The following is a 22,125-nucleotide window of genomic DNA, read 5'->3' as shown; positions in this document are numbered from 1 at the left end:
CGCAGGATGGATGCTAGTCTTATCTTTGAATCAACAGTTTATTTGCTTTTTGATATCCGCGTGGTAAAAGCTGTCCTTTTGCACCGCGCTTGCCGATATATTTGCGCAAATCATCCCCTTTTAATTTTAACTGCTGTTGTCCTGCAAGCACTTGAATTATTTCATCAAGCTTCAATATTGTCATGGACAAAATTTGTTCATCACCTTCAAGTTGTATCAATTTATTTCCTTTACCTTTGTTCAGTACAGGTAATTCTGCTAAATCGACAATCAACAGGCGTCCTGCTGAACTGAGCAGTGCAACATGTGTGGCATCTTCGAGTGGCTGCAGGTTCATGACCTCTGCCCCTTCAGATAAATTCAGGAAAGCTTTTCCGGCTTTGGCACTGGTATCCAGCTGCTTGGCCTGGGTTTTAAAGCCATAGCCTTTGTTGCTTGCTGCTAGAATTTCAGTTTCATCCTCTGCCACCAGAACCTGTTTAAAACCGACCCCGCTGCCTGGAGACAGTTTTGAACTGAGCGGTTCGCCGAGACCACGCGCAGATGGTAGCGTATTGATGGCCAAGGCATAGCTACGCCCAGTGTCATCTATTACATAAACGCGTTGATTGGATTTGCCCTGTGCATGACTCAAGTACTGATCACCGGCACGGAAATTCAGATTTTCTGCATCGACTTCATAGCCTTTGGCACAGCGAATCCAGCCAGCTTCTGATAACACCACCGTCACCGGATCGGCCGGCAACATTTCAGTTTCATTGATTGCAGCAGCTTCGGCACGCTGTACGATTGGCGAACGGCGATCATCACCAAATTTCTTGGCATCGTCTTTCAGTTCAGAAATAATCAGGCTTTTTAAAGATTCCGGATTGGCCAGTTGTTCACGAATTACTGCAGCTTTCGCTTCCAGCTCTTCCTGTTCGCGGCGCATTTCCATTTCTTCAAGCTTGGCCAAATGACGCAATTTCAGTTCCAGAATCGCTTCGGCCTGAATCTCGTCAATATTAAAACGCTGCATCAGTAGCGGCTTGGGCTGATCTTCTTCACGAATAATCTGAATCACTTCGTCAATATTTAGATAAGCAATGATCAGACCACCAAGAATATGCAGGCGTTTTTCGATCTTGTTCAGATGATATTGCAGACGACGCGTTACCGTGGTTTTACGGATCTCAATCCATTCCAGTAAAATACGACGAATCGATTTCACCTGTGGACGGCCATCCGCACCAATCATGTTCATGTTGACGCGGTAGCTGGATTCCAGATCGGTGGTGGCAAACAAGTGACTCATCACCGATTCGGCATCAATACGATTCGAACGCAATACAATCACTAAACGGGTTGGATTGGCATGATCCGATTCATCCCGTACATCGCTGACCAAAGGCAGTTTTTTGGCCTGCATCTGATCGGCAATCTGGGTGATGATTTTGGAGCCTGACACCTGATAAGGCAGTTCGGTGATGATAATTTCGTTTTTATCGACGCTATAGACCGCACGCATGCGGTAGCTGCCACGACCTGTGGTCTGAATTTTTAACAGTTCAGCAGGCGGGGTGATAATTTCAGCTTTGGTCGGCAAGTCTGGCGCAGGAATATATTCTGCGATTTTTTCATCGGTCAGGTTCGGATTACGAATTAGCGCAATCGTCCCTTTGACCACTTCACGCAGGTTATGCGGTGGAATGTCTGTGGCCATACCGACAGCAATACCAGTGGTGCCATTCAGCAAGATGTTCGGTACACGTGCCGGCAAGTTCACCGGTTCTTTCATCGAACCGTCAAAGTTGTCCTGCCATTCACAGGTGCCCTGTCCCAGTTCAGACAGTAATAGTTCACTGTACTGGGAAAGCTTGGCTTCGGTATAACGCATCGCTGCGAAAGACTTTGGATCATCTGGTGAACCCCAGTTGCCCTGCCCTTCAATAAACGGGTAACGATAACTAAAGGGCTGTGCCATCAGCACCATGGCTTCATAACAGGCCGAGTCACCATGCGGATGGTATTTACCCAGTACGTCACCGACTGTACGTGCCGATTTCTTTGGTTTGCTGGTCCATTTCAGGCCCAGCTCACTCATGGCATAGACAATCCGGCGCTGTACCGGTTTCAGGCCATCGCTAATATGAGGGAGTGCCCGATCCATAATCACGTACATGGCGTAATTCAGATAAGCTTGTTCGGTAAATTCTGCTACGGAGCGGTTTTCTGTCGCATGATGCGCAAGGCTTGTCATAACAACCTATAGTCCTAAATAATTCGTTTTTGTATCAATGTTTCTTATGCTAAGTCGTGGCTGTAGATGACACAAGGGCATCAAATCGTTCAGCGCGACAATTTGTGTCTTATGGCCTAAAAATATCCACTTTATAGGCCCTAAGCAACTAAAAAATCATTCCCTTTATAAGCCCATCGATTCGAGGGTCTTGCCTTTGGTTTCTTCACCCAAGACCAGAATCACAATCGCGACAGCGACCAGAACTGCCGTAAACATGGTAAAGACATAGCTAAAGCCATTCGGCATACCCATCAGATGGGTTACAGCAAAAGGTGCCGCGATACCGCCAATCCGGCCAACAGCCCCGGCCCAGCCTGAACCAAAGGCACGGATATTGGTCGGATATTGTTCCGGCGTATAAGTATAGAGTACGCCCCAGGCACCCAGATTAAAGAAGGACATCAGACAGCCCCAAATCACGATTTCAGTAACACTACCCGACTGACCAAAGAAATAGGCAGAAATCGCGCACATGCCAATAAAGCCGGCCAAAGTCGGCTTACGACCGAGTTTTTCGACCAGCCATGCCGCCACCAGATAACCGGGCAACTGCGCCAGAATCATAATCAGCACATATTCAAAAGACTGGACAATGCTATAGCCTTCTTTGACCAGTAAACTTGGCAACCAGGTAAAGATGCCATAATAGGAAAAGATAATACCGAACCAGATCAGCCAGAGCATAAGCGTACGGCGCGCAAAGATACCCGACCATAACTGGGAAAATGAAATATTCTGCTTCTCTGCGACCGGTTTCACTTCAAAAATTTCATAGACTTGAACGCCACATTGACGCTCAATCTTTTTCACCAGTGCCGAAGCTTCCTCTATACGGCCACGGTTAATCAGGAAAGGAATAGATTCCGGCACCATTTTCCAGATCACGATGGCATACAGCGCAGGCAGGCCACCAATCATGAAAGCGGTTTGCCAGCCAAAATCTGGAATGATAAAGCGCGATACTAGCGCCGCGACCAGCCAGCCCAGCCCCCAAAAACTTTCCAGCAAGACAATAAAACGGCCACGTACATGCGCAGGAATATATTCACTGACCAGCGTTACGGCCACGGGTAGCTGACCACCCAAGCCCAAACCGACGATAAAACGGAATACCAGCAGCCAGGTCAGATCCGGTGCAAAAGCACAAGCTGCAGTGGCCAGGCTATAAATGACCAGGGTCGCAGCAAAGACTGTTTTACGGCCAAAACGGTCTGCCAGGCCACCTGAACAAATCGCCCCGATCGCCATGCCGACAAAACCGATCGACACCACCCAGCTTTTTTGATCGGCAGTCATCTGCCAGTCTTCAGCCATTTTTGCCAGGATAAAGGAAATCAATCCGGTATCCATCGCATCAAACATCCAGCCCAGTCCAATCACCACCAGCAAGGTGTAGTGAAACCTACCAATCGGTAAGCGTTGTATGCGAGAAACTAAATCCATAACAAAAATCTCTGATCAGGTGGAACGGGAGATGCTGCTTTCTCAACAGGTGGGCTGCTTTATATTTTTTATACTACGAATTGAGCTGAATGCGGCTATTTTTATTGCCGCACTTTATACATTTAAAAATTAAGATTCGTCTTTGGAAGATGCCGAGTGCTCATCATCATCTTTATAAATGAATTTTGGCATTTCCAGACCAAAATAGATGGCGATCAGACGTAAGCTAAAACCAAAAATCAGGGTAGACAAAATGGTCAGATCCTGCGACAAGCCGTAGTGGCTACAGAGCCAGTAAAAGATCACTGAAACAAAGGCAATACTGGCATACAGTTCACGGCGGAACACCAGCGGCACGTCATTACATAAAATGTCACGCAAAATCCCGCCAGACACTCCGGTCAAAACACCCGCGACGGCGCTGACCACAAAACCATGTCCCATTTCCAGGGCAATCTGGCAGCCAATAATGGTAAAGCCAATGAGCCCCAAGGCATCCAGTACCAGGAATACATTACGTAACTGTCGCATCCATTTGGCAATCAGGATGGTGACGAAGGCGGCGCAACAGGTCAGCACCAGATATTCGGGATGTTTGACCCAAGTCAAGGGATAATGTCCGAGCAGAACATCACGGACCGAACCACCGCCCAGTGCAGTAACACAGGCAATAATCATCACGCCAAACCAGTCCATGCTGCGCCGGCCAGCGGACAGTGCCCCGGTCATGGCTTCAGCGGTAATTGCAATAATATAGATGACGGTCAGTAACATCGCCCTGCTTCCACCTGAGGCTATGAGATGGCGGCTATTCTAAGCTAAATCTGTGTGAAAGTTATAAGAATCCGGCACAACATTGCTTAAATTTTTTCCCCGAACCACAAATGCAGGCCTGTTTCATGGTGATGTTATGGTCTGTAGTCGGATCCAGAAAATACCAGCGACCTTCAAACTTCACAAAATGCGAAGCTTCATGATGCACCTGTGCCTGCTTGCCATCATGATAATGTGCCTTAAACTCGACCAAGGCATGATTTTTATCTAGTTTTTCATTGGCTTGAACAATTTCAAGCTTTAACCATTGATTGGCTTTACTCCATTCACTAATTGACTGCAGGTCCAGCGCTTGTTGCTGACCCAGCGCAGTCGTGGTTTTGATGTAATCGATTTCATGCTTGGCGAAGGCACTGTAACGGGAACGCATGAGTTGCTGTGCAGTCTCTGCGACCTTTTGCCCTACATGCAGTGGCTGACAACAACTGTGATATTCGCCTTGTCCACATGGACATGCTTCTGACATTTCAGTTCCATAAAAATAGCCCGACAATGCGGGCTATTTTAGCAAACTTTACAGGCCAAACATTGGCTAGAATCTAGTCCTGTGCAGGAAGCTGCGGAATGATATGCACTTTATCGATCTTATGACCGTCCATCGTCACGACCTCAAAGATATGCCCATCTGCTTCAAACTTTTCACCGCTATGTGGTAAACGTGCCATATGGAACAATACATAACCAGATAAAGTCGAATATTCTTCGGTTTCATTGACCAGATCACGATCCAGCAGCAAGGAAACATGACGAATATCGGTGGAACCATCCAGAATCAGGCTGCCATCTTCCAGGCTTTCCGCGGCGGCTTGCAACTCATCTTCATCCGGGAATTCACCGGCAATTGCTTCAAGAATATCAATTGGGGTGGCAATCCCTTCAATTGAACCATATTCATTCAGGACAATTGCCATCTGCAATGGAGCCTGACGCAACTGTTCCATCACCATCAAGACCTGGGCATTTTCATGCACAATCACCGGTTCACGTAAGTGCTTTTCAAAATCCAGCACCCCGGTTTCAATGTATTCGTTGAGGACTTTATGGGTCAGTACCACACCGGCAATATTATCCAGTTCACCCCGGGCGATAATCAGACGCGAGTGGCTCATCTGCAATAACTGTTCTTTGATACTGTCAGCGTCATTGTCCAGATCAATCCATTCCAGTTCAGGACGTGGCGTCATTACCGACTTGACCGGACGTTCAGACAGACCCAAAACTCCCTGCACCATGACACTGTGATAGATACCGTTATCATCATTAAAGACTTCATCAGCAAAGGCACGTGTCGCCAGAACATCTTCCGGCTCAGAAGAATCATTGTCCTGAGCAGGTTTACCACCCAGCATCCGCATTACGGCAGAAGCAGTACGGTAGCGCATGTCGGTGGTGGTCACCATTTTTTCCTGATTGCGTTTCATGGTCTGGTTAATAAATTCGACAATCACCGAGAAGCCAATTGCAGCATACAGGTAACCTTTCGGAATATGGAAACCGAAGCCTTCGACCACCAGCGAGAAGCCGATCATCATCAGGAAGCCCAGACACAGAATCACCACGGTCGGATGTCTGTTGACGAAATCCATCAGAGCTTTGGATGCCCAGAGCATAATCCCGATGGCAATAATCACGGCAATCATCATCACTGACAGGTCTTTGACCATACCAACCGCAGTAATCACGCTGTCTAATGAGAATACGGCGTCCAGCACCACGATCTGGACAATCACCATCCAGAATACCGCATGGACCGGATTTTCTTCTTTGATGACGGGTTTGGCTTCCAGACGCTCATGCAGTTCCATGGTGCCTTTAAACAGCAGGAACACCCCACCAAACAATAGAATCAGATCGCGGCCCGAGAAAGCATGATCAAAGATGTGGAATAGTGGATCAGTGAGGGTCACTACCCAGGCAATCGAGGCCAGCAAGATCAAACGCATCAGCAGGGCCAGCATCAAGCCGACAATCCGCGCCGTATTACGTTGTTCTGGTGGCAGTTTCTCCGCCAAAATAGCAATGAAAACCAGATTGTCGATCCCGAGTACAATCTCAAGAACAATCAACGTGAGTAAACCGACCCAGGCTGAAGGGTCTGACATCCATTCAAAGATCATACGCTTGGCTCCTGAAGCTCAGGACTGCAGCATGGAATCACCTGACGCTGTGACACAGCAAAACAGAATTTTTTATATTGAATAAGATCAATTATTTGGCGTAGATTTATAAAGTTAAACGGCCAACTACCACTACCCATCGTCGTTCTATTGTTGTGAAACCAATTTTCAGTATATCAAGATCAATTTGAAATTCACCTGTTTTCATAGCTGTTTATCGATGAATTTTGCTGAGCCCTATTGCAGTGAAAATGTCCCTGCTCACAGAATTGTCATATTTATTAATTAAGCTAGAGTCACAAGAAAGAAAAATGATAAGGTGAAGAAAATAAATGCAAAGCGTAATTCAAATGACAGATTATTTTAAAGAAAACTCCCCAAAAACAACACGCCCTCTAGTGGCTCTCTATTGTGGTTCACGTGCAGGCAACAAACCGGTTTATTTAGAAAAAGCCATTCATCTCTCGCAAGGACTGGCAGAACATGGTTTCGGGCTGGTTTACGGTGGCGCCAGTATTGGCTTGATGGGACAGGTCGCGGATGCCATGATCCAGCATGGCGGTGAAGCTGTAGGGGTGATTCCTGAATTTATGCTGGATTATGAAATTGCCCATAACCAGCTCACCGAATTACATGTGGTGACCAGCATGCATCAACGCAAGGCTATGATGGCCGAGCGGGCCTGTGCCTTTGTGGCCTTGCCGGGTGGACTGGGCACGTTTGAGGAAATTCTGGAAATTGCCACTTGGGGTCAGCTAAACCAGCACCAGAAACCGATGATGCTCTATAACGTGAATGGCTTCTATGATGCCTTGATTGCGCAGCTGGACCGCGCCGTTGAAGATGGTTTTTTACCGCCACAGCATCGTGCCAAACTGATCATTTGTGAACACGAAGAAGAAATTTATACGACTTTAACCAATTTAGGCCATCCGCAAAGATTTGTAGTCTAAGCTTCTCAAGCAATAAAAAAGCGAGCACCTGGCTCGCTTTTTTATTGGATTTTTAATATCAGGTCTTATTGACCATAATTCGTCACAAACTCATAAAACATCGGCAAAGTCGTTGCCAGAATGACCGACATAGCCAGACCGAACATCAGTTTCATGGCATCTGCACTGACATTGCGTGACGTACGATGTTTATTGACTTCATCCAGAATCATCGACATGGCAAATTCACGACCTGCAAGTAATCCCAGGAATACCCAAGTGGTACTCATTGGAATATTGCTCCACTCTTTGAAGATCAACAGGATAATGGCATACAGGAAGTCGATAATCGTCGCAGCACGAATGTCGGTCACACCGGTTTTGGTATCGACAATTTTCTGGATGGCCCCACCACGTTGATACAGAATCACGCCCAGCAACACTACGAATACCGCAATCGCAAACATCAGGAATTCAAACGGTACCTGACGCGGCACATACACGAAGATGTTGGCCAGATCCTGAATCAGCCATTGGCTCCACAGGAAACCGGTAGATACCCACTGCAAGCCCATCCAGACCTTGGAGTGTTCCTGATGACGTGTCTTGGCAAAATGGCGTGCCAGCTGCTTGACCACAAAACGATAGATGACAATCGCCACCACAAAGGCCACCGCATAGCCCATCATCGATTTGACCATCATCGAGCCTAAGCTGGCGGGAGAGAAAATCGTAAGCACCAGGAAAGTGGTACTGACTGGAATCCCGTATTTGGTCAGCATCAACAGCAGAATTGGCGGCACAATGTACAGCCAGGTAATGCCACCTTCAGGGAAAGGAATCGTTTCTAAACGACCGTATGAGGCATCACCCACCCCAGATGCATACCAACCATAGACCAATACGACAATTAAAATTGAGCTGATATAAATCCACAATACCCACCATGGGCGATGTGAATTCGAAGAAATAAATGTCCCTAAGGTTTGAGGTACATCATTTCCGACAATAGAGTAAGCGGCCAAACAGAAGCCGATCACCATCAAAATCTCGATTGTCATAAAAACAAACCTATACGCGAGGAGATTTCAGCAGTGCTGAAAAGTTGGCCCAAGATTATGACGGTTTTATTTCATTTTAATGACAAGACTGTCATATATATGGTCACCTTACAAAAAAGAGCACCGAAGTGCCCTGAATTTAAAAGCTTTTGACTACTTGAGATTTACTTGATAAATCGTGGTACTGCCACTGACTTCATGGCCGACCACCAGGAGGGATTTCTTATTCGGGGAGTCTTTGGCGGGGATAAATACCAAACCTTCCGGTCCTAAATCACCGGCTTGTCCCATTTCAATCTGCGCTGTAGTCGCTTTAAAATCACGTGAATTAATATATTGCACGAAGACTGGTGATGCAGGTGTAGACACATCATAGACCATGATGCCACCGACACGCTCCAGCCCAATAAAGGCAAAGGTTTTTTGGCCAATCTGCCCCAAGGTCACCCCTTCAGGTTCCGGCCCTTTATTGTCACTGCGATTATCCAGTCCGGCTTCTTCATGATTAAAGTTGAAAATTTCAGGATGATGTTTGGCAATATACTGCTCAAATTGATCGCCCGAATCCCATACCAAATCCAAACCGGTCTGCTGATCATTTTCCACCCAGATACTGACCGAGCGTGTACCAAAGCTATATAAATGATCATAGACCAGATTGCCCCGTTCATTCAGTTTGGCTGTACCATCGGCATTTTTTTGATAGCCTTCGGTCCACGTAATATTTAAACGGCCCAACAGATGATCTTCACGGCAGTCTTTGGCATCCCCTACAATAGCACCGCAGTAGGCAAAGTTAGTTGGATTGAGTTCTGCACCTTTGGCCAATACCCGAAGATGGGCTGGTAAATCATCACCCAGACGGCGGTCAAAGCCTTTGGCATGCACCAAGTGTTTCACCCGCCATTCTTCTACAAAGCCTTGGCTGGTATCGTTATTGAAATATGCAGGATTGTTTTCACCCCAGGCACGGGCATCGCCTTCATTGGCAGACACAATATAGGTTTTGCCGGCGACCTCGAAACTTGCAATCGCATCTGGCATATATAAGCCACGGACATTGGCCCAAGTTTGAATATCGATTTTGCCTTTACCCTCGACACCATCCGCATCGCTGACATCCATACCATGACCCTTCATGCCATGATCTTTAAAGCCAAATGGATAAACAGCGAGCACCTTGGCAGAAGCCACATCAATTTTGGCCAAGGCATTGTTTTCCTGTAAGGCAACCCAAGCAGTTTTTCCATCTTTTGAAACAGTGATGTACTCAGGTTCAAAATCCTGAGCTGTGCTGGCCTTTGGTCCGAAAATGCGGATGCCCTGTTCACGCAATGCTGCTTCCCATCCATTAAAGGCCTTAAAGTCTGCTGTACGAACGATCGGGGCTTTTAAATTGGCCAGACTAATGACAGACACTGAACCTTCTGGATCGACCTGATAATCATCAGAAGGCTCGCCTTCATTGGCCACCAGCAAGCTTTGACCATCCCGTGTGAAAGTCAACATGTCCGGCAAGGCACCCACCTGTACGTGGGCCAGCTTACTCAGGTCTTTGGCCTGATATAAGGCCACATAGCCAGGATCGGTTTTCACAGCAGCCTGAATCGCAATGGCGACAATGCCATTATGTACCGCGACACTGTTGACCTCAGCCTCTGGCGCAATGTCATCGACCGTGATAGATGTTATTTTTTTCGGCTGATCAGGTCGACTTAAATCCAGTACATCCAATACGCCTTCTTTGGCATTGACCACGAATAGGCGTTGACTCTCGGCATCAAAGGCCGGAATTTCTGCTGCACTTTGCGCAAACATACCCGATTCATAAGCAGCTAATTTGCTTAACTCGATCGAGTTCGGTGTAGCCTCGACGATTGGAACCGGTGTTTCATTTTCATTCTCACTTCCACATGCCACCATCCCCACAGCCAGCATGGCCACTATCAAAGACTTTAATTTTAATTTCATTTTTTTGTTGATCTATCATGAAGAATTCGTGACCAATTTATAACCAGAGCATTGCAGTGCCATGACAGATCGGTTGCAGTTCCTTGACACAACACTGCTATAAAAGTTGAAACGCTTTATATACGACAGACTCGGCTGATTCCTTTAAACTATTCAAAATTTTCAGTTTTCCAGAATTATGAATGCCACGCCTACGCATCAAGCCTTAGATCCCGAGTTTAGACTGCTGGTCTTGTTGGTCTCGATTGGCTTTTTCATGCAGGGGCTGGATACCACCATTATTAATACCGCCTTACCTGCAATTGCCCAAAATTTGCAGGAAGATCCGCTACGCATGCACAGTGTGGTCGTGGCTTATGTGCTGTCTGTGGCGGCCTGCATTCCCTTAAGTGGCTGGCTGGCAGACCGGTTCGGGGTCAGAAATACATATTTTGCTGCGATTATTATTTTCTCTTTGGCCTCTTTGGGCTGTGCCTGGTCAAGTAGCCTGAATGAATTATTGGTGTACCGGATCTTTCAAGGGATCGGTGGTGCATTATTGCTGCCGGTCGGCCGTTTGGCGATGCTGAAGATCATTCCCCGTACCCAATTTCTGGCCGCCATGAGTCTGATGAGTCTGGCCGGTCTGATTGGTCCGTTGATTGGCCCGACCCTAGGTGGCTGGATGGTCGAATATCTGTCCTGGCACTGGATTTTCCTGATCAATCTGCCGATTGGCTTGCTGGGCGCACTGATTACCTTTAAGGCCATGCCGAATGTACTTGAACCTACAGTCGCCCATTTTGATTATTGGGGCTTTATCTTGCTGGTCGTGGCCATGGTGGGCCTCTGTCTCGGAATTGAAAATTTTGCCAGTCCACACAACTCGCTGTGGTGGAGCCTCAGCCTGATTCTGGCCGGTTTATTGGCCACCCTGATTTATGCCTATCATTCACATACGCATAGCAACGCGCTGTTTCGCAGCCAGTTGTTTAAAAATAAAATTTATGCGATTGGCATTTTGGGTAATTTCTTTGCCCGTCTCGGCGGCAACTCGATTCCGTTTTTATTGCCTCTGATGTTGCAAGTCGCATTCGGTTTTGAACCTTTTATTACCGGTTTATTGATGATTCCGACTGTGCTCGGTTCGCTGGCCTCCAAACCCATTATCCGCAACATCATTCAGCGTTTTGGCTACCGTCGGGTCTTGCTGGTCAATACCTTACTGGTAGGTCTATGTATTGCCAGTTTTGCCCTGACCACGGCGGAAACCCCAATCTGGCTCCGTGCGATTCATTTCTTTATCTTCGGCATTTTAAATTCACTGCAATTCGTGTCGATGAATACCCTGACCTTAAAGGACTTAAGCCAGCAGGATGCCAGTAGCGGCAACAGTTTCCTGTCGATGATCATGATGCTGTCAATGAGTATCGGGGTGGCACTGGCAGGAACACTGGTGAACATGCTGAGTGCCTATTACGGCGCTGACAATCTGGTGGCTGCTTTTCATGTATCACTGATCTGTTTAGGCTGCATCAATATTATTGCGGCCTATATTTTCTGGCATATTCCTAAAAATACCCCGGTTTGATGCGCTATATTCACTTTGGGCTGATTGTAAGTTTTAGGCTAAATCACATATAGGCAAGGACTGAAAATGCAGAAAAATCAGGCTCCGAACAGAGTTCATAAATCGCTCTTGATTGGGCTTGGCGTGCTAATCACTGTGATCGCTAGCGCCATGGTCTATCTCTGCCTGATGAAAGCACCCTCTGCCCATGCGGCCGATTACCCAATCCAGGGTTTTGATGTATCGCATCATCAAAAAGAGATTCAGTGGCAGCAGATTTCGCCTGAAAAATACCGATTTGTTTATCTGAAAGCCACTGAAGGCGGCGACTTTAAAGATACCAAATTTCAGGAAAACTGGCTCAAGGCCCGGGAACGCGGCTTTCTGGTCGGTGCCTATCATTTCTACCGCCTCTGCCGCGATGGCAGCATTCAAGCCCAGAATTTTATTGACTCCGTACCCAATAAACCGGATGCCTTACCGCCAGTAATTGATCTGGAATATGACAGCAAATGCATCAATACCTATTCTAAAGAGCAGCTTTTAAACGAAATTCAGGTGATGCACGATGCCCTGAAAAAGCATTATGGCAAGCAGCCGATTTTCTATATTTCTAAAGCTTTTTATAATATTGTACTGGCAGGACACTTTCCTAACGTACCACTCTGGGTACGTGAATACAAAGGTCTGCCTGATTTAAAAGATCAGCCTAAATGGACGTTTTGGCAACATACCAGTCAGGGGAAAATTCCCGGTATTACCACACCGGTAGACCTGAATGTTTTTTATGGCTCAGAACAGCAATGGCTGGATTTTCTCAAAAAGAATGCAATTGCAGTACCCTCATCTAAGAATCAAGAGAAACAAAGCTGATCGCCTGAAAATAGGTTCTTTATAAAAACAACAAGGAAATAAAAAGATTGAAATGGATAAAAGGCGTTTTACTCGGTCTGCTAATTCTTCTCCTGCTCATCGCAGGTACACTGGCTTATCTGTTGCAAGCTTCAGGAGAACTCAGGGACTTTCAAGCGTGGCAGCCGAAAACCGGTACATCCGTTCACGGTCTCACCGTTAAATTTTTTGGTGTGTCCACCCTGTTACTCGATGATGGCCACGATCAGGTCCTAATCGATGGTTTCTTTAGCCGGCCATCTTTGTGGCAAGTACTTAGCCGCCCTATTCAAAGTGACAGGCTACTCATTGAACAACTGGTGCAACGCCACGAATTGAGCCGGACCCAAGTCATTCTGGTCAGTCATTCTCATTATGATCATGTTCTGGATGTCCCGGCTTTACTAGAGATGCTTCCCGAAACTGCTGTGGTCGGTTCGCCGAGCACCCTGAATATCGCCCGGGCAAATCCCAAAGTTACTCCACAGCAATTACAGCCGATTAAGCCTGGGCAAGTACAGCAATGGGGACATTTCCAGACCACGGCAATTCCCTCACAACATACCCCGCCCACAGCGATAAATGATGATTTAGGCGAAGAGCTGCTGCGGCCTTTAACTCTTCCGGCTAAATTTTCCGAATTTAAAGAAGGTGGCAGTTTCGATTACTTGATTGAGCATGCGGGACATAAAATTCTGGTCAAGACCAGTACCGGATTTATCCCGGATCAATTTAAAAACCTACAGGTCGATACTTTATTTTTAGGTATTGCCCAGCTCTCCAGACAATCCAGTGACTATCAGCAGCAATATCTGACTGAAACCCTGAACATGCTCAAGCCCAAAGTAGTGATTCCGGTGCATTGGGATGATTTTTTTCAGCCTTTAAAGCAGCCACTGCAATTTTTACCCCGTCTTGCCGATGACACTCCAAAAAGTTTGCAACTTCTGATTCAGGCTGCCGAGACACAAGGGACAAAAGTCATTCTGCTCAGCGGACCGCAACCCTATTTACTCAACTCAGCCTTCGCTTCCCAATCCGATTAAAGCCCCTTAAGATAGCGAACATGCGCAAAATTATTCATATCGATATGGATGCGTTTTATGCCTCGGTTGAGCTGCGTGAACGTCCAGAACTGAAAGACTTACCTGTGGTGATAGCCTCGCATCATCCTCGGGCGGTGGTCGCGGCTGCCTCCTATCCGGCACGGGTTTATGGCCTGCGTTCTGCCATGTCCATGGGGCAGGCGCGCAAACTGTGTCCTCAAGTTATCGTGATTGAGCCAGATTTTGCCAAATACCGGCAAGTATCGGCACAGATTCATCAGATCTTCCAGCAATATACTTCCCTGATTGAGCCACTGTCTCTGGATGAAGCCTTTCTGGATGTCACGGAGAATTTACAGCAGATTCCCAGTGCCACCGAAGTCGCCATGCGAATTCGCGAGGATATTTTTCAAGCCACCGGATTAACTGCTTCTGCCGGTGTGGCACCCAATAAATTTCTCGCTAAAATTGCTTCGGACTGGCACAAACCGAATGGGATCTGTGTGATTAAACCTTCGCAGGTACAGCGTTTTATCCAGGATCTGCCCCTGAAAAAAATTCCCGGCGTCGGTAAAGTCACTCAGGAAAAACTGAAAAGCCTGAATCTAGAAACTTTAGGCGATTTACAACAGATTGATGAAGCCTTACTGATTCAGCATTTTGGCAAATATGGACGGCGGCTATTTTTGTATGCTCAAGGCATTGATGAACGACCGGTTGAGGTGGAACGGGAGCGCCAGCAAATTTCCAAAGAAACCACTTTTGATGATGACCTTCATCTAAATCAATGTCGCCCCTATTGGGAACCTTTAGTTGGACAAGTATGGCAAAGCCTGCAAAAGAAACAGCTTTCTGCTCGCGGCGTTACGGTCAAATTAAAACTCAAGAATTTTCAGGTGATGCAACACAGTAAAAGTTTTAAACAGGTGCTGCGTAGCCCACAGGAATTAGCCCAAGCCTTGGACTTACTGCTCGACGACCTGCATATTGCTCCGCAGATGCAATTTCGGCTGATCGGCGTCGGCGTGTATCAGCTCAGCGTCCCCGAAACTGAAACCCAGTTATTGCTACTCTAAACCTTTTTTGATCATGTTTTAGGCATCAGTTTAAAAATACGGCAACTTTGTTTTTACATTTTGATTTTTTAGAGTACTCTATCTGCGCAATGCATTATCCATGTATGTGCTGAGATGCTGAAAATCACCTTTACTTTCAGCATGCTGTCCTGTGATTAGCGTGACGATCAAATCCGAATATTGCAGGGCAACTCTGATGTAACTCATGGAATCCCCTCCTGCATGTCTTCTGTAAATTCTTCTATTGTTCAAGAACAACGCGCACGTAAAGCTGCGCTATCTAGTTTTGTTGGTGCTGTTGTCGATTGGTATGATTTTCTCCTTTACGGCATTGTTGCAGCCTTAATTTTTAAAGATCAGTTTTTCCCTAGTATTGGCGAGAACATGGGCACCTTGGCGGCACTAGCCACCTTTGGGGTCGGCTTCCTGTTTCGTCCTTTAGGCGGTGTGGTATTTGGTCACTTTGGTGACAAGCTCGGCCGCAAAAAAATGCTGGTACTCACGGTAATCCTGATGGGAATTTCCACGGTCGGGATTGGTCTACTGCCAAATTTCGAGGCAATTGGCTGGTGGGCTCCGGTGCTGTTGGTGTTTTGTCGAGCCTTGCAAGGCTTTGCTGTCGGTGGTGAATGGGGCGGCGCAGCTCTGATGGCAGTTGAAAATGCACCCAAGGGTAAAAAAGCCTTTTATAGCAGTGGCGTTCAGGTCGGCTATGGTGTTGGCTTGGTATTGGCCACCGGTGCAGTGTCGATTATTATTGCGACACTGGGTGAAGAAGCCTTTGCCGAGTGGGCATGGCGTATTCCCTTTCTGGCCAGCATCGTACTGTTAGCTGTGGCGATGTGGATTCGCCGTGATCAGGATGAATCTCAGGAATTTGTAGAAAAGGTGGTCAAAGCAGACCATCATCCAGAAAAGCTGCCAATCTTGCAAGCCATCAGCAAACATCCAAAAGCTTTCTTCTATATCATTGCCTTACGTCTGACTGAATTACTGACCATGTATCTGGTCACCAACTTTGCCCTGAACTATTCCACCAGCAACCTAGGCATGGACAAACAGTTCTTCCTGAATATCACGCTGATGGTCGGGGTAATTAGCTGTTTCAGTATTCCATTTTTTGCCTGGCTGGCGGATAAATTCAATCATCAGAAAATGTGTGTCTGGGGCGGTTTGATTGGTGCGCTTTCAGCCTTTCCATTTTTTATGGCGCTCGATGCACAAAACACCTGGATGATCATTATGGGGGCAATTTTACTGGCGAACGTCGCACACGATATGGTGGTCAGTGTCCATCAACCGATTTTCACCTCCCTGTTTGGCACAGAATACCGCTACAGCGGTGCCGGAGTTGGCTATCAGGTGGGGAGCATCATTGGGGGTGGTTTTACCCCATTTATTGCAGCGGCACTGGTGATTTGGGCGGATGGTTCATGGCATTATGTAGCCATCTATCTGGCGGTGGGTTGTCTGCTGACTGCACTGGTCGCAGCCCTGATGCCCAAAACTCAGGATGAACAACATGACAGTTGAACGTTTACACGTATCGAAACGCTTTTCGGAAATTGCTATTGCCGGTAATCTGGTGCATCTTGCCGGCCAGCTGGCCACAGATGTCGAACTGGATATTAAAGGACAAACCCAACAGACTTTAGATATTATTGACCAGTTTCTGGCAGATGCCGGCACAGACAAAAGTCACATCATGTCGGTAACTATCTATTTGAAAGATATTGAAAAGGATTATGCAGCCTTCAATGAAGTCTGGGATGCCTGGGTCGCTGATATCGAAGCCCTGCCTCGTACCTGTGTCGAAGCAAAACTCTATGATCCACGGGTATTGGTCGAGCTGACCGTCGTGGCGGTTAAACCGGAATAATGTTTCAAGATCGATACTCATAAAAAAAAGTATGCTTCTGGCATGCTTTTTTGTTTTAACCGACTGCTTTAATTTTACTGCGCTCTAAATCCGAATATAAATAATATTTTTTCAGATCATTGCTAACTGTATATTTGGGCATTTTCTGCATTTGCGCTTGCTCCTGCAAGAAGTCCTGGCGCAACTGATAATATTCCGGCACATCATCGTAACGAATCACCCGATAACCGGCCATGGTTAGTAATGCATCCTGAAAACCCGTCTGCTGGGGACGCTTTAAGATTAAGGGATCATCCACTCCCACCACGGCTAAAATCTGGTGCTGCTGATCCAGAATTACAAAATCTGCAGTCAGGTTGCGGTACTTATGTCGAGTCCGGTTAAATTTAGTCGTCATTAAGGCATCATAGGAAACATGTGCCAGAATAATGTATTCAGGTAAGACTTCTCTCAGGCGAGTGAAGGTCAATTGCTCATTCAGGTTAAAAATAGCACGTTGCTTTAACGCACTGTCTTGTGGTTTGGAATTATTTCCGAGCTTTTTCCATGCCATGAGCACGACACAGAAGAGCAGGAAACTCCCAATCATAATATAGGTGGTCATGCCTAAATCCTTGCATTCTTATAATCATTTTTGTTTTATTGTTGTGCAGTATAAACCCACGCTTTATTTTAAATAGAGCTAACAACCAATCTGTTTAAATACCCATACAACCGGTATCAAAACTCGATTCTATGTTACCTAAAGTGACATCTCTCTAGATGCCAATGAAAGTGGATTTAAAGTACTGATAATGCACTCTAAAACATCCATGGAATTGATCGCAATACATATCTGCCCAACTGTAGGACAATTCCGACAAAGTGTTATTTTTATATCACTTTTTTAAAGAACTTAGTCCAAATAATATATTCTTTTACACTTTCAACGCACAAGCTCAGGCTACGTTACTTTACCCAAGAGCTAAAAAAAGACACCGAAGTGTCTTTTTATTAACTTAATTATGCACGTGATTTGGGCTTCGCTTTAGGCTTTGGCCCACCAAACGGTTTTTTGGCATCACCCGTTTCACGTGGTGGTAAACCAGTGTGCTGGGTCAGAATTTGACCACGCTCAGGACGTTTCTTGGTATTTGAAGGACGTGACTGAGCTTGTGCAGCCTTGCTACGATTCCCTTGCTCACCGGTACGTTTTTGCGAATCACCGGCAACCGTCGAATTCTTCTTACGCGCCGATTGATACTGACCGTCTGCACTGCCTACAGGCTGATAAGTCGGAATTAAATGCTGTTTCGAATTACCAATCAAATCCTGACGACCCATTTCTTTCAGGGCTTCACGCAGTAAAGGCCAGTTGTTTGAATCATGATAACGCAAGAAAGCTTTGTGCAAACGACGACGCTTCTCACCTTTCACAATGTCAACATTTTCAGTATAACGCGCCACTTTCGCCAGCGGGTTTTTACCCGTGTAATACATAGTAGTTGCAGTCGCCATCGGTGATGGATAGAAGGTCTGTACCTGATCGGCACGGAAACCATTCTTCTTCAACCAAATCGCCAGATTCATCATGTCGTAATCGGTGGTGCCCGGATGCGCCGCGATGAAGTAAGGAATCAAGTATTGTTCCTTACCGGCTTCTTTACTGTAACGATCAAACATTTGCTTGAAGCGGTCATAGGTACCAATACCCGGCTTCATCATTTTATTGAGTGGACCTTTCTCGGTATGTTCAGGCGCAATTTTTAAGTAACCACCGACATGATGGGTGACAAGTTCTTTGACATATTCAGGGTTTAAAACCGCAAGGTCATAACGTAGGCCTGAACCAATCAGAATTTTTTTAATGCCTGGTAAAGAACGTGCTTTACGATATAACTGCGTCAATGGCGCATGGTCGGTATGCAGGTTTTGGCACACGCCCGGGAATACACATGACGGTTTACGACAGTTCTTTTCAATCTCAGGATCTTTACAGGCCAGACGGTACATATTGGCTGTTGGGCCACCCAGGTCCGAGATAATGCCAGTAAAGCCTGGAGCCGTATCACGGATTTTTTCCACTTCACGCAGAATCGATTCTTCAGAACGGTTCTGAATAATACGACCTTCATGTTCCGTAATCGAACAGAAAGTACAGCCACCGAAACAGCCACGCATGATGTTCACAGAGAATTTGATCATGTCAAACGCAGGGAAACGGGCATTGCCATAAGCAGGATGCGGCAGACGTGCATAAGGCAGGTCAAACACATAGTCCATCTCTTCCGTAGTCAACGGAATTGGCGGTGCATTCAACCAGACATCACGTTCACCATGCTTTTGCACCATGGCACGCGCATTCCCCGGATTGGTTTCCAAATGTAGAATACGGTTGGCATGTGCATAGAGCACTGGATCTGCAGCAACTTCTTCAAAAGTAGGCAAACGGATTACGGCCAATTCGCGCGGCGGTAACTTATGTTTAATCGCTTTAGAAGCCGGTTGCAGTTGCACAATTTGCGTATCAGGATCTAAGTCATCCCCTGCTCGCACAATCGGATTGGCGACATGTTCTTTTTGGAAACCTTGGTACTGACTAGAATCCTTGCCTTGTTCAATCTCACAACCCTCGATATCTTCAGTCATGACATAAGGGTTAATAATTGGATCAACACGGCCAATCGCATCCACATCATTCGATGCGATTTCAACAAATTTGGCTTTCGATGGGCGGTTGTGTTTATTCACAATAAACGCTGTACCACGAACATCGGTAATATCTTGGATTTTTTCACCACGCGCCAAGCGATGCATGATTTCAGTGATTGAACGCTCACCATTACCGTACATCAAAAGATCGGCTTTTGAATCCATCAATACTGAACGACGGACTTTGTCTGACCAGTAATCATAATGCGCAATACGACGTAAGGATGCTTCAATACCGCCCAATAATACCGGTACATCCGGATAAGCTTCACGGACACGCTGGCAATACACGGTTGCCGCACGGTCTGGACGTTTGTTTGGCTGATTGTCTGGTGAATAGGCATCATCAGAACGGATTTTACGGTCAGCCGTATAACGGTTGATCATAGAATCCATATTCCCTGCTGTTACACCCCAAGCAATATTCGGTTTACCCAAAACGCGGAACGCATCCACGCTGGTCCAGTCTGGCTGTGCAATAATGCCGACACGGAAGCCTTGTGCTTCTAGCGTACGACCAATAATGCCTGAACAGAAAGACGGATGATCGATATAAGCATCACCACAAACTAAAATAAAATCACAGCTGTCCCAGCCGAGTTGATCCATTTCCTCGCGTGACATCGGCAAAAATGGCGCAGGGTCAAAACAAGACGCCCAATATTTGTCGTAATCAAACAACGCTTTTGGCGCAGTCTGCATGGTATAAGCAGTAGACATGGCTAGCAATTCTCGGCTGGCAGATGATAGGAGATCTAAAAATAAGATCAAAGATGAAAGCCGATTATTTTACCATGAATCAGGTCTAGCTTGCTTGATTATAATTTATACAAAATCAGAGACTAACTGAACCACTTTCTATTTGTCACTTGAATCTAAAGTTTAAATATATCAAAAAAGAAATTTATCTTATTTATGAGGAGGAAAGCTTGGACAGAATCTCTAATTTGAACGGAGTCTTAAACTAAATGCCAAACCTGTCAGTAATAACGCTGTGATAAACACAGTTAATCCTATCCAGCCATAATTTTCCCATACCAATCCGCTTGAGCTCCCCAACACGCTTGAACCCAGGTAATAGCAAAATAAATACAGCGACGAACCGACTGCCCGATACTGTAACGACTGGATCGACACCCAGCTACTGGCAGTCGAATGGGCAGCGAAGAAAGAAAAAGTAAAAATCAGCAATCCGATAAAAACAACAACCAACTGATTAATCAGCATCAGCGCCAAGCCCACAAGCATCATCAGGATCATGGCTGCCAATATTCTGAATTTGCCATAATGCCGTCCCCAGTGTGCTGCTCGAGGGGAGCTATAAATACCGGCCAAATAAGTAATCGAAATCACGCCAATCCAGACATGAGATAATTCAAATGGCGCTTGGATCAAGCGATAACTCAGATAATTAAATACCGAGACAAAGCAGCCCATCAAGATAAAACCTTGCAGGAATAAAACCCGAAGTTTTGGATCAGCGAGATTCTGCCTAAATGAGTTTTTAAAACGATTCAGCTTGATTGGATAGGCTTTAAAATGTTGCGAAGCGGGTAATAGGTAAGAAAATAATCCAGCGATACAAAGATTTAAGATACCGATAATCAAAGTGGCAGATTGCCAGGAGATAAAATCCACTAAAACTCCGGCAATTAAACGCCCTCCCATACCACCTATCGCTGTGCCAGAAATATATAAGCCCATGGCAAAACCGATATCTTTTTCTGCAATTTCTTCTCCGATATAAGTCATCGCGACCGCAGCGACACCACTGACTGTCAATCCAATCATTACTCGTGTGGTCAGAAACACGGACCAGATCGGCAATATTGCACTTAATAGTAATAATACTGAGACTGAAAATAGAGACCAGACCATAATCGGCTTACGACCGAATCGGTCTGATATTAGTCCAGTAAAAATCAGGCCAACTGCCAAGGCAATGGTAGAAAAAGATAAAGGGAAACTGCTTTGAGTCGGGCTGACCTGGAAATAATCAGCCAGAATCGGCATCATCGGCTGTACGCAATACAGTGATGAAAAAATGGCAAAGCCAGCAAGGAATAAGGAAAAAAGCACTGCTTTAAAAGCAGAAGAGCCATATTCAATATGGCTTGAAGATGAATTTGAGGACATATCCGCTCCATAGACCGGTTCAGTATACGCCTCTCAATTTTATTTTTATGTGATGTTTCAGTCGAAATAGCACATAAATAACATTTATTTGACTAAATTCCACGCATAAAAAAATCCCCCTCTGCCTTGGCGGAGGGGGATTTCGAATAATGAGCTGGCGATGACTTACTCTCACATGGGTAACCCCACACTACCATCAGCGCTAAGAGGTTTCACTT

The 22,125-nt window shown here is 46.0% G+C and carries 18 protein-coding genes; 7 read left to right on the top strand and 11 right to left on the bottom strand.

The features are described from left to right. Positions 1-19: 19 nt before the first annotated feature. The 5 genes from parC to ACP7AK_RS07090 form a co-directional block, all read right to left on the bottom strand. Positions 20-2,239 carry a DNA topoisomerase IV subunit A gene (parC, locus tag ACP7AK_RS07110; protein ID WP_425879293.1) on the bottom strand — a complete coding sequence of 740 codons (2,220 nt, stop codon included), beginning with the start codon at positions 2,237-2,239 and terminating at the stop codon, positions 20-22. 165 nt (positions 2,240-2,404) lie between these two features. After that, positions 2,405-3,724 carry a niacin transporter NiaP gene (gene niaP, locus ACP7AK_RS07105; protein WP_004644895.1) on the bottom strand — a complete coding sequence of 440 codons (1,320 nt, stop codon included), beginning with the start codon at positions 3,722-3,724 and terminating at the stop codon, positions 2,405-2,407. Between the two features lie 129 nt (positions 3,725-3,853). Continuing rightward, the gene (locus tag ACP7AK_RS07100) at positions 3,854-4,498 is read right to left on the bottom strand and encodes a trimeric intracellular cation channel family protein (RefSeq protein ID WP_004644893.1); all 645 of its coding nucleotides are present in this window, start codon (positions 4,496-4,498) and stop codon (positions 3,854-3,856) included. 61 nt (positions 4,499-4,559) lie between these two features. After that, positions 4,560-5,024 (bottom strand): YchJ family protein, encoded by a 465-nt coding sequence (locus tag ACP7AK_RS07095; protein WP_314104080.1) that lies wholly within the window; start codon positions 5,022-5,024, stop codon positions 4,560-4,562. 73 nt (positions 5,025-5,097) lie between these two features. After that, entirely contained in the window at positions 5,098-6,675 is a 1,578-nt protein-coding gene (locus ACP7AK_RS07090) for a TerC family protein (RefSeq protein WP_004281028.1), read from the bottom strand. 332 nt (positions 6,676-7,007) lie between these two features. On the opposite strand from ACP7AK_RS07090, the gene ACP7AK_RS07085 reads away from it, so the two are divergent. Further along, a complete protein-coding gene (locus tag ACP7AK_RS07085; protein WP_004281026.1) occupies positions 7,008-7,628 on the top strand; it encodes a TIGR00730 family Rossman fold protein in 621 nt (206 codons plus the stop codon). 65 nt (positions 7,629-7,693) lie between these two features. Here ACP7AK_RS07085 and ACP7AK_RS07080 read toward each other — a convergent pair whose 3' ends face one another. Both ACP7AK_RS07080 and ACP7AK_RS07075 read right to left on the bottom strand, forming a co-directional pair. Next, positions 7,694-8,668 carry a hypothetical protein gene (locus ACP7AK_RS07080; RefSeq protein ID WP_004281025.1) on the bottom strand — a complete coding sequence of 325 codons (975 nt, stop codon included), beginning with the start codon at positions 8,666-8,668 and terminating at the stop codon, positions 7,694-7,696. A 153-nt stretch (positions 8,669-8,821) separates the two neighbouring features. Then, positions 8,822-10,639 carry a choice-of-anchor I family protein gene (locus ACP7AK_RS07075; protein WP_425879289.1) on the bottom strand — a complete coding sequence of 606 codons (1,818 nt, stop codon included), beginning with the start codon at positions 10,637-10,639 and terminating at the stop codon, positions 8,822-8,824. Positions 10,640-10,817: 178 nt separating this feature from the next. Here ACP7AK_RS07075 and mdtD point away from each other — a divergent pair, with 178 nt between their 5' ends. The 4 genes from mdtD to dinB all read left to right on the top strand — a co-directional run bounded on the left by mdtD (position 10,818) and on the right by dinB (position 15,201). Continuing rightward, the gene (mdtD, locus tag ACP7AK_RS07070) at positions 10,818-12,209 is read left to right on the top strand and encodes a multidrug transporter subunit MdtD (RefSeq protein WP_195725454.1); all 1,392 of its coding nucleotides are present in this window, start codon (positions 10,818-10,820) and stop codon (positions 12,207-12,209) included. A 66-nt stretch (positions 12,210-12,275) separates the two neighbouring features. Next, positions 12,276-13,061 carry a glycoside hydrolase family 25 protein gene (locus tag ACP7AK_RS07065; protein WP_425879286.1) on the top strand — a complete coding sequence of 262 codons (786 nt, stop codon included), beginning with the start codon at positions 12,276-12,278 and terminating at the stop codon, positions 13,059-13,061. A gap of 47 nt (positions 13,062-13,108) precedes the next feature. Continuing rightward, the gene (locus tag ACP7AK_RS07060; protein ID WP_425879284.1) at positions 13,109-14,125 is read left to right on the top strand and encodes an MBL fold metallo-hydrolase; all 1,017 of its coding nucleotides are present in this window, start codon (positions 13,109-13,111) and stop codon (positions 14,123-14,125) included. A gap of 20 nt (positions 14,126-14,145) precedes the next feature. Then, positions 14,146-15,201, top strand: a complete 1,056-nt coding sequence (gene dinB, locus ACP7AK_RS07055; RefSeq protein ID WP_425879282.1) for a DNA polymerase IV — start codon at positions 14,146-14,148, stop codon at positions 15,199-15,201. A gap of 78 nt (positions 15,202-15,279) precedes the next feature. Here dinB and ACP7AK_RS07050 read toward each other — a convergent pair whose 3' ends face one another. Continuing rightward, positions 15,280-15,408 (bottom strand): hypothetical protein, encoded by a 129-nt coding sequence (locus tag ACP7AK_RS07050; RefSeq protein ID WP_004732574.1) that lies wholly within the window; start codon positions 15,406-15,408, stop codon positions 15,280-15,282. A gap of 15 nt (positions 15,409-15,423) precedes the next feature. On the opposite strand from ACP7AK_RS07050, the gene shiA reads away from it, so the two are divergent. Continuing rightward, complete coding sequence (shiA, locus tag ACP7AK_RS07045) at positions 15,424-16,734, top strand: shikimate transporter (protein ID WP_044108955.1); 1,311 nt, start codon at positions 15,424-15,426, stop codon at positions 16,732-16,734. Continuing rightward, positions 16,724-17,080 carry a RidA family protein gene (locus ACP7AK_RS07040; RefSeq protein ID WP_005101539.1) on the top strand — a complete coding sequence of 119 codons (357 nt, stop codon included), beginning with the start codon at positions 16,724-16,726 and terminating at the stop codon, positions 17,078-17,080. The genes shiA and ACP7AK_RS07040 overlap by 11 nt, the downstream gene beginning before the upstream one ends. Before the next feature lie 55 nt (positions 17,081-17,135). Here the strand turns inward: ACP7AK_RS07040 and ACP7AK_RS07035 are convergent, their stop codons facing one another. The 3 genes from ACP7AK_RS07035 to ACP7AK_RS07025 all read right to left on the bottom strand — a co-directional run bounded on the left by ACP7AK_RS07035 (position 17,136) and on the right by ACP7AK_RS07025 (position 21,907). After that, positions 17,136-17,684 carry a DUF2726 domain-containing protein gene (locus ACP7AK_RS07035; RefSeq protein ID WP_004732580.1) on the bottom strand — a complete coding sequence of 183 codons (549 nt, stop codon included), beginning with the start codon at positions 17,682-17,684 and terminating at the stop codon, positions 17,136-17,138. A gap of 398 nt (positions 17,685-18,082) precedes the next feature. After that, the gene (locus tag ACP7AK_RS07030) at positions 18,083-20,491 is read right to left on the bottom strand and encodes a YgiQ family radical SAM protein (protein WP_425879279.1); all 2,409 of its coding nucleotides are present in this window, start codon (positions 20,489-20,491) and stop codon (positions 18,083-18,085) included. A gap of 222 nt (positions 20,492-20,713) precedes the next feature. Further along, a complete protein-coding gene (locus tag ACP7AK_RS07025) occupies positions 20,714-21,907 on the bottom strand; it encodes an MFS transporter (protein ID WP_253113949.1) in 1,194 nt (397 codons plus the stop codon). Positions 21,908-22,125 lie beyond the last annotated feature (218 nt).

This window comes from Acinetobacter sp. TWP2-2-3, assembly GCF_049896445.1.
Taxonomy (GTDB): Bacteria; Pseudomonadota; Gammaproteobacteria; order Pseudomonadales; family Moraxellaceae; genus Acinetobacter.
Note: the sequence above shows the minus strand (reverse complement) of the source record. Positions and strands in the feature narration are given on the sequence as shown.

What these genes read in the sequence shown, in the direction of transcription:
- niaP (WP_004644895.1), bottom strand. Translation starts at nt 3,724, where the DNA reads ATGGATTTAGTTTCTCGCATACAACGCTTACCGATTGGTAGGTTTCAC.
- ACP7AK_RS07050 (WP_004732574.1), bottom strand. Translation starts at nt 15,408, where the DNA reads ATGAGTTACATCAGAGTTGCCCTGCAATATTCGGATTTGATCGTCACG.
- mdtD (WP_195725454.1), top strand. Translation starts at nt 10,818, where the DNA reads ATGAATGCCACGCCTACGCATCAAGCCTTAGATCCCGAGTTTAGACTG.
- ACP7AK_RS07095 (WP_314104080.1), bottom strand. Translation starts at nt 5,024, where the DNA reads ATGTCAGAAGCATGTCCATGTGGACAAGGCGAATATCACAGTTGTTGT.
- ACP7AK_RS07065 (WP_425879286.1), top strand. Translation starts at nt 12,276, where the DNA reads ATGCAGAAAAATCAGGCTCCGAACAGAGTTCATAAATCGCTCTTGATT.
- parC (WP_425879293.1), bottom strand. Translation starts at nt 2,239, where the DNA reads ATGACAAGCCTTGCGCATCATGCGACAGAAAACCGCTCCGTAGCAGAA.
- dinB (WP_425879282.1), top strand. Translation starts at nt 14,146, where the DNA reads ATGCGCAAAATTATTCATATCGATATGGATGCGTTTTATGCCTCGGTT.
- shiA (WP_044108955.1), top strand. Translation starts at nt 15,424, where the DNA reads ATGTCTTCTGTAAATTCTTCTATTGTTCAAGAACAACGCGCACGTAAA.
- ACP7AK_RS07080 (WP_004281025.1), bottom strand. Translation starts at nt 8,668, where the DNA reads ATGACAATCGAGATTTTGATGGTGATCGGCTTCTGTTTGGCCGCTTAC.
- ACP7AK_RS07040 (WP_005101539.1), top strand. Translation starts at nt 16,724, where the DNA reads ATGACAGTTGAACGTTTACACGTATCGAAACGCTTTTCGGAAATTGCT.
- ACP7AK_RS07100 (WP_004644893.1), bottom strand. Translation starts at nt 4,498, where the DNA reads ATGTTACTGACCGTCATCTATATTATTGCAATTACCGCTGAAGCCATG.
- ACP7AK_RS07090 (WP_004281028.1), bottom strand. Translation starts at nt 6,675, where the DNA reads ATGATCTTTGAATGGATGTCAGACCCTTCAGCCTGGGTCGGTTTACTC.
- ACP7AK_RS07035 (WP_004732580.1), bottom strand. Translation starts at nt 17,684, where the DNA reads ATGACCACCTATATTATGATTGGGAGTTTCCTGCTCTTCTGTGTCGTG.
- ACP7AK_RS07085 (WP_004281026.1), top strand. Translation starts at nt 7,008, where the DNA reads ATGCAAAGCGTAATTCAAATGACAGATTATTTTAAAGAAAACTCCCCA.
- ACP7AK_RS07030 (WP_425879279.1), bottom strand. Translation starts at nt 20,491, where the DNA reads ATGTCTACTGCTTATACCATGCAGACTGCGCCAAAAGCGTTGTTTGAT.
- ACP7AK_RS07025 (WP_253113949.1), bottom strand. Translation starts at nt 21,907, where the DNA reads ATGTCCTCAAATTCATCTTCAAGCCATATTGAATATGGCTCTTCTGCT.
- ACP7AK_RS07075 (WP_425879289.1), bottom strand. Translation starts at nt 10,639, where the DNA reads ATGAAATTAAAATTAAAGTCTTTGATAGTGGCCATGCTGGCTGTGGGG.